A 12,009-nucleotide genomic window follows, 5' to 3' on the forward strand; every position below is an offset into this window, starting at 1 on the left:
AACACCAGTTCCCAAAATCCCACCAGTGGGACTCTGGCATAGGCAACGTAACCTTAATCTCAATTTGGTAGGTGTTGAATATCAGCTTCAATTTTCATTGATAATGAAACACCAATGCCCAAAATCCCACCAGTGGGACTCTGGCATAGGTAACGTAACCTTAATCTCAATTTGGTAGGTGCTGAACATCAGTTTCAATATTCATTGGTAGTGAACACCAATTCCCAAAATCCCACCAGTGGGACTCTGGCATAGGCAACGTAACCTTAATCTCAATTTGGTAGGTGTGAACATTAGCTTCAATATTCATTTGTAGTGAAACACCAATTCCCAAAACCCCACCAGTGGTACTCTGGCATAGGTAACGTAACCTTAATCTCAATTTGGTAGGTGTTGAACATAAGCTTCAATATTCATTGATAATGCAACACCACCCCCAAAATTCCACCAGTGGAGTTCTGGCATAGGCAACGTAACCTTAATATCAAATTGATAGGCACTAAACATAAGCGTCCATGTTCATCGGTAATTAAATACTCGTCCCCTAATGCCATCTGTGGAATTTTGGTTATAGGCTGTTGAACAGTGTTCCAAGGAACTTACATATGAATATCAATGTTTATATAGAATAAGCTAAAGAGCCAGCTCTTTAGCTTTACTACTTATTCAGCTCTGTATGAGGGATGTTTCCTCTGAACTCATACTGACTAGGAACAGTGTTCATAGAGGTATTTAATGTGTGCAGGCTTCAATGTGAAAGAGCTTCTCTGTAGTTTTACTAGCTTAAGCCTTGTTTATGGCTTGGTTGCTGTAACCAAGCTGTATGAAGCTGATATATGTTGTTTGAATTTATGGCATTAGATATGACAGGCAATCGAAGTCAACATAGCCTTTTTCTTTTTCTTCACATTTTTCTTTTTGATTAGATATCCGTGACGATAAAAGTCAACATGACCAATGTGGTGACTGTTAAGTTGCTGATATTTCTGATTGTTGGTATTTTTTTAGTCAAAATTAGAAGAGAACACTGTTCTAATGTGGTTTTCACATTTTACTTTTCTGAAATCGCATGATGAAAAACAAAAAAGCGCTTGAACAGTGTTCTTAGCAGCATTTTCTTTTTCTAAAGAGGATAAAGATTAAAGTTTGATTTTTTAAATTTGCTAGAATACTTAAAAAATCCAGAATGATAAAAATCCATGCTAAAGCTAGAAGACATCAAAAAAGGCTCTGAGATCAATGGAATCGAGCCAGACGAGATTGTGAAAATTGTCTCAGTAGACTCTCTTGGGGATGCAGCTCTAGAGATTGTTTATAAGACTAGCCAAGGGAGGCTTGGAGAGCGAATGCTATTTCGCTCAGATGAAGCAAAGCTAAATCTAGCCACAGTTGGAAGAGCATGGAGTTTTGATGCCGCTGGTCAAGAATTCAAGCTTGGTCTTGAAGCTTTTCGAATCAGCCTTGCACATTTGTTTGATCCAATGATGGCAGTACATACCTCAAGTGTAGAGCCTCTTCCTCACCAGATATCTGCTGTATATGAATTTATGCTGCAAAAGCAACCTCTTCGCTATGTCTTAGCTGATGATCCTGGGGCGGGTAAAACAATCATGGCTGGTCTACTGATCCGTGAACTATTAATGAGATCGGATGCCAAGAGGATCATGGTTGTTTCGCCAGGTTCTCTGACCGAGCAGTGGCAAGATGAACTGCTAGAGAAGTTCGGTGTTCAATTTGAAATTTTTAGTAAAGAGAAGCAAGAACAGTGTTCATCAGGGAACTATTTTGATGAACAAGACCTTTTAATTGTTCGACTCGATCAGCTTTCAAGAAACGAAGATTACCAAGAAAAACTCAAAAATACCGAGTTCGACCTAATCATTGTCGATGAAGCACACAAGATGTCAGCAAGCTACTTTGGTAGTAAAATCAATGAAACTAAACGATTTAAACTTGGAAAGCTATTAGGTTCAATATGCCGTCATTACCTTCTTATGACAGCTACTCCGCATAACGGAAAAGAAGAAGATTTTCAGTTGTTCATGTCTCTGCTTGATAGCGATAGGTTTTACGGAAAGTTCCGAGAAGGTGCGCATAAAGTTGATGTCACTGACATGATGAGACGAATGGTTAAGGAAGAGCTTTTAAAGTTTGACGGAACACCTCTATTTCCAGAAAGACGAGCTTATACCGCTAACTACAGTTTATCCCCGCTTGAGGCTGAGCTTTACACCGATGTGACTGATTATGTTCGAGAAGAAATGAATCGAGCTGATAAAGTCGGTGGTAAAAGAAAAGGGACGGTCGGTTTTGCATTAACACAGCTTCAAAGACGTTTAGCTTCAAGTCCTGAAGCGATCTATCAATCTATTAAAAGGCGTGGAAAGCGCCTTGAATCTCGATTAAATGAAGAAAAACTATTGCATCGAGGTCATCAGATTGCGGAAACCTATGGTAAATATAAAACACATATCCCAGAAAATATTGATGATCTTGAAGAAGAGTTAACAGCAGAAGAATACGAACTATATGCTGAGCAATTAGTCGATCAAGCGACAGCGGCTGAAACAATTCCAGAGCTTGAAGCTGAAATTGAAATTCTTAAAGGTTTAGAAGAAAAAGCTAGTCGAGTTGCAAAGTCAGGGAACGATAAAAAATGGGAAGAGCTTTCAAGCTTGCTTCAAGACCGACCTGAAATGAAGACTGCAAGTGGTAATAGACGTAAGCTTATAATCTTCACCGAACATAAAGACACTTTAAACTATCTACAAGCTCGTATCATGGATCTCTTGGGTAACCCGAGAGCTGTGAATACCATCTCTGGTTCAACGAATAGAGATGAAAGAAGAAAGATACAAGAAGAGTTTAGAAGCAACCCAGAGTTGCTAGTGCTAATAGCGACAGATGCAGCAGGTGAAGGTGTTAACTTACAAAACGCTAACTTGATGGTTAACTACGACCTTCCGTGGAACCCTAATCGACTAGAACAGCGTTTTGGACGAATTCACCGAATTGGTCAAACAGAGGTTTGTCATCTTTGGAATATTGTTGCTTCTGAAACAAGAGAAGGGGATGTTTTTCAAAAACTATTCGATAAGTTAGAAATTGAAAAACAATCCTTGGGCGGAAAGGTCTTCGACATTTTGGGGGAGGCATTTGAAAATGTATCTCTGAAAGAAATGCTCCTTGAAGCGATTCGATATGGTGAAGACCCTAAAGTCAAAGCAAAGTTAAATGAGAAAATTGAAGGAGCATTAGATACGGAGCACCTGACAGGAATACTTAAACGAAATGCACTCACTGAACAGCACATGACGATGGAAGATTTGTATGCTGTTAAAGAAGAGATGGAGAAAGCAGAAGCGAGAAAATTACAGCCTTACTTTATCAGGGCGTTTTTCACAGAAGCATTTGAACATCTAGGGGGGCAACTTCGCCTCAGAGAATCTAATCGATTTGAAATTCGTCATGTACCATCCGATATACGAGAAAGAGATCGTGTAATAGGTGAAACCCGAACCCCAGTGATGAAGCGCTATGAGCGAATATGTTTCGATAAAGAAAATATTCGAGTGGATGGTAAACCTATGGCTGCTTTGATGCACCCTGCTCATCCGTTAATGCACGCAGCAACTGATTTAGTGTTATCTGCGCATAGAAGTAAACTAAAACAGGGAGCTGTTTTAGTTGACCCTACTGACGATGGTACAGAGCCGTCAGTACTATTTACGATTGATCATAGTATCCGTGAAGGAGAGGGAGATAGTCCATTAACAGTATCAAGACGTCTCCAATTCGTTAGCATTGACCAGGATGGGAATCCATCCCACTCAGGCTATGCTCCGCACTTAGATCTAATACCTATCGATAACTACGACAGAAAATTAGTGAGGGATATTGTTGAAGCGTCTTGGGTTCAGTCTGGGCTAGAAACGACAGCATTAAAATATGCCTCGGGGGAAATTGTCCCTCAGCACTATCAAGAGGTTAGTTCTCGTTATAAGCAGCAGTCAGAAAAAATAATGGCAGCAGTTCATGAGCGCTTAATTAAAGAAATTAGTTACTGGCAAGATCGATACCTAAAGCTAGAAATGGATATGCAAGCAGGTAAACAGCCTCGAATGCAACCAGAGATGGCAAAAAGACGAGTTGAAGAGTTAACTTCTCGCCTAGAACAACGAAAACGTGAGCTTGTGTCAATGGCAAATGTAGTATCATCTACACCTGTAGTGATAAGTGGCGCTTTGGTGATCCCTCAAGGGCTTCTAGCTATGAGGAAAGGTGAAACCCAATTTACCGCAGATGCAGAAGCTCGCTCTAGAGTTGAAAAAGTAGCAATGAATGCCGTTTTTAAAGCAGAGCAAAGCTTAGGTCACATAACTAAAGATGTTTCAATTGACAAATGTGGTTGGGATATTACTTCGAGAGTACCTCCAAAGGCTGAAGGGGGTCTTGTCGTACAGGATCGACATATTGAAGTAAAAGGGCGTTCTAAAGGTCAAACTACTATAACTGTGAGTCGTAATGAAATTATGTATGCGCTAAACCAACAAGATAAGTTTTGGTTGGCAATAGTAGTAGTTGATGCTGATACATACGCAGGTCCTTTTTATGTGAGAAATCCGTTTACCAAAGAGCCTGATTTTGGTGTTGCTAGCATTAATTACGAGCTTAGTGAGTTACTAGAAAAAGCAACAACAGCAGAACAAACAATATAGAAAGATGAAGCTGTTAACAGCTTCATCTTATTAGCGAACTATCGCAATAGAGAATTTTATGATTGAAATTAAAGTACCCAAAAAACTTATTGAAGTAGCTTTACCTTTGGATGATATTAACGTAGCTGCTGGTAAGGAAAAGTCAATTAGACAGGGGCATCCGAGCACATTACACCTTTGGTGGGCAAGACGACCACTTGCCGCAGCACGAGCTGTTCTCTTTGCACAAATGGTTAATGATCCAGGGTACCAACGAGAACTCGGATTTGGAGTAAATAAACAAGAAGCAGAGAAGAAACGAGAAGAATTGTTTGACATTATTAGAGACTTAGTTAAATGGGAAAACTCCAATAATGAGGATGTTCTTGAACGTGCAAAGAATGAAATATGGAATAGTTGGCGAGAGGTATGTCACTTAAACCGTAATCACCCCGAAGCTAGCTCCCTATTTGATCCGACTACCCTACCAGGGAGTCACGATCCCTTTGCAGGTGGAGGAACTATTCCTCTTGAAGCTCAAAGGTTAGGTTTGAACAGCTCAGCTTCAGATTTAAATCCTGTTCCTATCGTGTTAAACAAAGCTATGATTGAGTTGCCAGGTAGGTTCAGAGAACAAGAGCCATTGTCTCATAGCTTATCTACTTTGAACGCTAAGCCCTGTAAAAAATCATTAATAAAAGAATGGGATAGAGCGCTTGGGATGGCTGAAGATGTACGCTATTTTGGAGAGTGGATACGTTCAAGAGTCGAACAAAAAATTTCTTCTTATTACCCAAAGGTCGTTATTGATCAAAGTAAAATTGAACAAAGACCTGATTTAGAACCCTATTTAGGACAAGAGTTGAATGTTATTGCTTGGATTTGGGCTAGAACTGTTCCAAGTCCTAATCCAGCTTTTAATGGTCAACCTGTCCCGTTAGCTTCTAGTTTTGTACTGTCTTCTAAGAAATCAAATCTCTCATGGGTAGAGCCAGTGATTAAAAAAGGCGCGTATGCTTTTGAAGTTAAAACGGGAACCTCTATTCCTGAAGATGCTAAACAAGGAACCAAAGCAGGCAGAGGTGGTAACTTCACTTGCTTACTATCTGGAGTGCCTATTCCTGTTCAGTACATTAGAGAGCAAGGAAAAGAAGGGAAGCTAGGCTCTAAGTTGATGGGGATAGTTCTAGAAGGGAAGAAAGGACGCGTGTACATATCACCTTCTGAACATGATGAAAAAATAGATATTGATAAAGCTAATTTATGGCAACCAAGCTTGGATATAAACCATAATCCAAGAGACATTAGAACACAGTTATATGGTCTAACAAAATATAGTGATCTATTTACGGATCGCCAGCTACTAGCTTTGAATGCATTTTCTCATGAAGTTATTAATTTAAAAGATAATGTTTCAAAAGAGTTTAACATAGGTGTTGATGGTGAGAGTCTTGCTGATGGTGGTTTAGGAACTGCTGCGTATTTAGAAGCGATTTCAGTATACTTAGGTTTAGCTGTAGGAAAAGCAGTTGATTATAACTCTACACTTTGCAGTTGGATCAGTGGTGGTCAAACTATGAGGAATACTTTTGGTCGCCAAGCTATTCCTATGGTTTGGGATTTCGCAGAAGCAAATCCAATAGGTAACTCAACAGGTTGTTTTGTTAGTGGTGTTGAACAAGTCGCTAAAGTAATAGAGAAGTTACCTGCATCCAGTATAGGTCATGTAGAACAAGCTGATGCAACAAATCAAACTATCTCAAAATTAAAGGTAGTATCTTGTGATCCTCCATATTTTGATAATATAGCTTATGCTGATCTCGCGGATTATTTTTATGTTTGGATGAGAAAAAACCTGAGAAATGTATGGCCAGATGTTTTTGGGACTATAGCTGTTCCAAAGGCAGAGGAATTAGTTGCAAGCCCTCATAGACATGGTAAAGGTGCAGAAAGCTTTTTCATGAATGGTATGACCAATGCTATGAAGCAAGTGGCGAGTCAGTGTCACCCAGCATTTCCGACAACGATTTATTATGCTTTTAAGCAATCAGATACAAAAGACTCGAAGACATCTAATTCTGGTTGGGAAACTTTTTTAGAGGCAACAATTGGCGCTGGCTTTGGTATACAAGGTACTTGGCCAATGAGAACTGAAAGGGAAAGTCGTACAGTTAGTATTGGTTCTAATGCTCTAGCATCGTCAATTATACTTGTATGTAATAAAAGATCCGAAGATGCTGAAACCATTTCAAGACGACATTTCCAGCGAGTACTAAAAGCTGATATGCCCGAAGCTCTTGAGGCGATGATTGGGGGGGAAACTGGTCAGTCACCAATTGCTCCTGTTGACTTAGCGCAGGCTGCTATTGGTCCAGGTATGGCAATCTACTCTAAATACAATGCTGTCCTAAACCAGGATGGCTCAAAAATGAGTGTTCATGACGCACTGATCATGATCAATAAGGAAATTACGGATTACCTTAACCCTGATGCAGGTGCTTATGATGCTGATACTCTGTTCTGTTCGGATTGGTTTGATCAATATGGTTGGAGTCAGGGAGAGTTTGGTATCGCTGATACATTAGCTCGTGCGAAAGGAACATCTGTAGAAGGTGTTCATGAAGCAGGAGTTATTGAGGCTGGTGCAGGTAAAGTAAGGCTACTTCGCTGGGAAGATATGGATAGTGATTGGGATCCTAAGTCTGACAACCGAGTACCTGTATGGGAAGCGTGCCACCAAATAATCCGAGAGCTTAACCAGAAAGGCGAGTCAGCAGCAGGTGCATTGTTAGCTAGAATGCCTGAGCATGGTGAAGCTATTCGTCAACTTGCTTATCACATGTATACTTTGTGTGAGCGTAAGAAGTGGGCTGAAGATGCAAGAGCGTACAACGAACTTATTACAGCGTGGCACTCTGTTGTTGAAGCATCTCTGGAAGCTGGTCATAAGAATGAACAGATGGGCTTTGACTTATAAATAGAAGAAGTTAGCTCCTTATAAGGAGCTAATATTTCTACCTTAGTATGAAAGCTAGTATTAAATACTTTTGAGAAAAATCAGATGGCAATGAAACCTTGGCGAGAACTCGCTCAGCCGCACCAAGATGTGCGCCATGGCAACTTTAAGCAATCGGAATTTGCAGCAGACATAACACAAGTAGCAACGGGAACGGCTCCCGCTGAATATCAAGATGCATCAAAATTCTTTCAGAGAACTTTTATCACTGAAGGAATGCGTTTGTTATTACGATCTGTAGCAGAACGTTTAACTGGTAATGGTGGCGATCCAGTTATTCAATTACAAACGGCTTTTGGTGGTGGTAAAACACATACAATGTTGGCTGTATACCACCTAGCAAATCGTAAAGTCCCTGTTAGTGACCTCCCAGGTGTGTCGCCTATTTTAGATGATGCAAACATCACGGAGCTTCCATTAGCAAAAGTAGCTGTGATTGATGGAATCCAACTCTCCCCAAGCCAACCTCAAGTGAAAGGTAATCTCACAATCAATACATTGTGGGGCGAACTTGCTTACCAATTATTAGGGGCAGAGGGTTATGCACTAGTAGAAGCTTCAGATAAAGATGGGACATCTCCAGGTAAGGGAGTGATACGTGAACTGGTAGAGAAAGCTTCGCCTTGCGTTATCCTAATGGACGAGCTTGTAGCTTATATTCGTCAGTTTGACTCAGGAGAGAGCTACCCAGGTGGTACGTTTGACTCAAACCTATCATTTATTCAAGCTTTAACTGAAGCGATGAAAGCAGTCCCTAATGCAATTTTATTAGCTTCTCTACCTGAATCAGAGCTAGAAGTCGGTGGGACGATGGGGAAAGTTACTCTTGACTCATTGGAGAAGTATTTCGCACGAGTAGAGTCAGTCTGGAAACCTGTTGCTACAAATGAAGCATTTGAAATCGTTAGAAGGCGCTTATTTGACACGACAGGGGATTCTAATGAAATCGAATCAACTTGCCGTGCATTTGCTCAGTTCTACAAAGAACATGCTGATATCCTTCCTATAGATGTTCAGGATAATGATTATTATGAACGATTGGTTAGCTCATATCCAATCCACCCAGAGATCTTTGACCGTTTATATGAAGATTGGTCAAACTTAGAGAAGTTTCAGCGAACTCGTGGTGTGCTGCAATATATGGCTATTGTTATCCATCGTTTGTGGCAAGAAAATGACAGAGAACCGATGATTATGCCTGGCTCTCTGCCACTCTACGATTCTACGGTCGCAAATAAGAGCATTCACTACTTACCACAAGGTTGGGAGCCTGTAATTGAGTCGGAGGTTGATGGTCCTAAGTCTACTCCACATGATCTCGATTTAGATTCTAGGTTTGGCTCAATTCAAGCGGGTAGACGTGTAGCTAGAACAATATTTCTTGGTAGTGCGCCATCTAACTCTAATCAGGGGGTTAGAGGGATCAAAACTGAGCGTGTTTTGCTAGGTTGTGCTTTGCCTGGTCAGGTGCTGGGGACTTATCAAGATGCGCTGCGTAGGCTCAGAGACCGTGAACAATACTTATATGCAGACTCTTCACAAGACAGTTACTGGTTTGACACTAAACCAAACTTAAGGCGTGAGATGGAGAGTAGGAAAGTAAACTTGAATAAGAAGGATGATATATACCCTCATATTCAGCAATCACTTAGAAAACTTTTCTCAGGGCAACATTGTTTTGATAGTGTCCATATATTTACACGTTCGGAAGACGTCCCTGATGATAACTCTCTAAGGTTAGTTGTTTTAAGCCCTGATGCAGCGATGCGTCAGCGTAAGAAAGATTTAGCTGAGGAAGCAGCGCAGGATGTTCTATTTAATCGTGGGCAACAAGCTCGCCAAAAACGAAACCGTATCGTGTTTTTGGCTGCTGATTTAGACACTGCGCAACTACTAAAAGACCAAGTAAGTACACTACTTGCATGGCGTAGTATTGTTACCGATGTTGAAAATGACAGATTGAATCTGGATCGTATCCAACTAAAACAAGCGAAAGACAGTAGAGATGCTGCTGATAAGCAAGTCCAGCAGTCCATCCGATCTACATACAAGTGGCTATTAAACCCGTTTGAAGAAGAGTTTAGAGGTAAGCTTGACTTAGTTTGGGAAGAAGACTCGATTTCTCCTATGGCATCTGTATTTGCCCATGAAATTGAGAAGAAGCTATTTGATAATGAATGGCTCATTACTGAATGGAATGGTCTTCACCTCAATAATACGTTAAATCAATGGTACTTCAAAGATGACAACAAAGAAGTGGGCGCTGTACGTATATGGCAAGACTTCTGTAGCTATTTGTACCTCCCAAGGTTAGCAAATGGAGATGTTCTTTTAAGAGCTATTCAGAGCGGTGTACAACATGCAGAGTACTTTGGCTTTGCTGAAGGCAAGGATGGTGATAGATACCTTGGCTTTAGTCATCAACATGGCGTAAATGTTTTTAGCTATGACGATTCAAGCATTCTAATTGAATCAGATCATGCGACTTCTTATGCAGAAAGTATAAAGCCGACAACAACGCCAACTAATTCTGATGGCGAAACTGGAGTTAGTGAAGTTAGTGGAACTGGTGAGAAGCCAGGTGCGTCTGAATCTTCAGGAGAAAGCTCAACTGGTTCATCAACAACTGGCACCACAACTACAAACACGGGCAACGGTAAACCACAAACTGCTCCAAAACGTAGTTTCTATGGAACGGTAGAATTAGACCCGATCAAGGCGAAGATGGATTTCATGGAAGTTATGAATGAAGTTGTGGATCAGTTCTCTTCTAAGTTAGGTGTCGAAGTTGAGATTGCTGTTGAAATCAGAGCGAAGACATCTAGTTCAGGTTTTGATGAAAGCCTACAGAGAACCATTAAAGAAAACTGTAATTCCTTGAAATTTGGTTCTTCTGAGTTCGAGAACTAGCTAAGTAAGCATCGTATTCAGATAGTCAATATCATATAGATTTAAGCCAGGTTCTACCTGGCTTTTCTATTTATTTCCAATGCTCAGGAATTGTTAGATCAAATGTGGAAGCGGCATAGGTCAGCATAGACATGATCTCTGAATGGCGTTGTTTGTCATATCCTTGACCGTTTTGTTTTAGTGAGACTAACTGCTGAAGCTCTGATAAGTTAAACATACCAAGGCGATAGAAATTTCCCCAAGTCGCTTGACCAAACAAGTTGTATATTACTTCAGTTGAATCACGTTCACTTGCTAGCCGACTTTGACCGTCAAGTTTTTTGAGAGCTTCTTCTGCACTATATTTATCTTCGTATGTGTTAAGTAATTTCATGATGATTTTGATTCAAAGTTCTGTGAGAAGAGTAAGTGTCATTTCAAATGATACACGTTATCATTTATTCCCTCAAGAAAATGTGTTATAACTATTATAACGGTTATAACTATTTTAAAGTTATAAATTTAATATAAGGCTCAAGCGTTATTTTGCTTTAGTACACTCCTAAATCTTCATTTTCCTCTCAAAAAGCAGTGCGTCAAACTGCACTTCTATTGCGTCATTCCGCACTTTCAGTGCGCTATTCAGCATTTCTACTGCGTTATTACGCACTTTCGCTATAGTGACACATATTTTCTTAGTTTTGTGTTTGCTTAGGGGGATAGCGACCATTGTTGAGTGTATGCTTCGAGGTAGAGCGAACATAAAAGTATGTATGCTTTATTTGATGGGCTTTTATTTGAGTATATTCGTGAAAGTAGAGCCTCCTGATGCAAGAAACCCGCAACAAGTGCGGGTTAGTCTAATTCAGTTTTAGATGGGATAAGTGACCTTGTCTCTTAGCTGTCCTCTCATCTCTATCAACTCTTGAACGGTATCTTTTTTATCTTTATTTTCAATTAAAGAAACCAAGTAGTGTTCAATTTCATATCGTAAAAAAGTAATACTGCTTCCACCAAGTGAAACGCTTGGGGGAAATTCACCACGCTCAATTTTTCGATAAATACTTGAGCGAGACATTGGAACAAGTTTTAGTACAGCAGCAAAACTCATAAACTGTAATTGTATTTTTTGTGTTTTCATTACACGTTGCCTATTTAATAAGCAAAAGCAAAAACGGTTAAAAGATAGTCGCACTTCATAAAATCATAACAGCTATTATTAACGGCTAAGTTTATATAAGTGTTTGTTTTAGTTATTATCGTTATCTTTCGCAATTTTGCTTATTATATAGGTGTGATGTTTTAAGTGTTCACAGCACTGTTTATGCTTTTGCGCATCCACATTATGGATGACTGATTAATCGTATGATCGTCTATTTGGAGAGTAAAGTCCCATTGTTAGAAATG

The 12,009-nt window shown here is 40.0% G+C and carries 5 protein-coding genes; 3 read left to right on the plus strand and 2 right to left on the minus strand.

The window, feature by feature from the left end; translation table 11 throughout:
• Positions 1–1,199: 1,199 nt before the first annotated feature.
• From ITG10_RS11520 to ITG10_RS11530, 3 genes are all read left to right on the plus strand, one after another.
• Entirely contained in the window at positions 1,200–4,718 is a 3,519-nt protein-coding gene (locus tag ITG10_RS11520; protein WP_248386403.1) for a helicase-related protein, read from the plus strand.
• A 58-nt stretch (positions 4,719–4,776) separates the two neighbouring features.
• Positions 4,777–7,674, plus strand: a complete 2,898-nt coding sequence (locus ITG10_RS11525; protein ID WP_248386404.1) for a DUF1156 domain-containing protein — start codon at positions 4,777–4,779, stop codon at positions 7,672–7,674.
• A gap of 84 nt (positions 7,675–7,758) precedes the next feature.
• Entirely contained in the window at positions 7,759–10,623 is a 2,865-nt protein-coding gene (locus ITG10_RS11530; protein ID WP_248386405.1) for a DUF499 domain-containing protein, read from the plus strand.
• A 70-nt stretch (positions 10,624–10,693) separates the two neighbouring features.
• Here the strand turns inward: ITG10_RS11530 and ITG10_RS11535 are convergent, their stop codons facing one another.
• Both ITG10_RS11535 and ITG10_RS11540 read right to left on the minus strand, forming a co-directional pair.
• Positions 10,694–10,996 carry a hypothetical protein gene (locus ITG10_RS11535; protein ID WP_017631420.1) on the minus strand — a complete coding sequence of 101 codons (303 nt, stop codon included), beginning with the start codon at positions 10,994–10,996 and terminating at the stop codon, positions 10,694–10,696.
• A 477-nt stretch (positions 10,997–11,473) separates the two neighbouring features.
• Positions 11,474–11,743 (minus strand): AlpA family phage regulatory protein, encoded by a 270-nt coding sequence (locus ITG10_RS11540; RefSeq protein ID WP_017088944.1) that lies wholly within the window; start codon positions 11,741–11,743, stop codon positions 11,474–11,476.
• Positions 11,744–12,009: the final 266 nt, after the last annotated feature.

Source organism: Vibrio sp. ED004 (assembly GCF_023206395.1).
Taxonomy (GTDB): Bacteria; Pseudomonadota; Gammaproteobacteria; order Enterobacterales; family Vibrionaceae; genus Vibrio.

What these genes read in the sequence shown, in the direction of transcription:
- ITG10_RS11520 (WP_248386403.1), top strand. Translation starts at nt 1,200, where the DNA reads ATGCTAAAGCTAGAAGACATCAAAAAAGGCTCTGAGATCAATGGAATC.
- ITG10_RS11525 (WP_248386404.1), top strand. Translation starts at nt 4,777, where the DNA reads ATGATTGAAATTAAAGTACCCAAAAAACTTATTGAAGTAGCTTTACCT.
- ITG10_RS11530 (WP_248386405.1), top strand. Translation starts at nt 7,759, where the DNA reads ATGGCAATGAAACCTTGGCGAGAACTCGCTCAGCCGCACCAAGATGTG.
- ITG10_RS11535 (WP_017631420.1), bottom strand. Translation starts at nt 10,996, where the DNA reads ATGAAATTACTTAACACATACGAAGATAAATATAGTGCAGAAGAAGCT.
- ITG10_RS11540 (WP_017088944.1), bottom strand. Translation starts at nt 11,743, where the DNA reads ATGAAAACACAAAAAATACAATTACAGTTTATGAGTTTTGCTGCTGTA.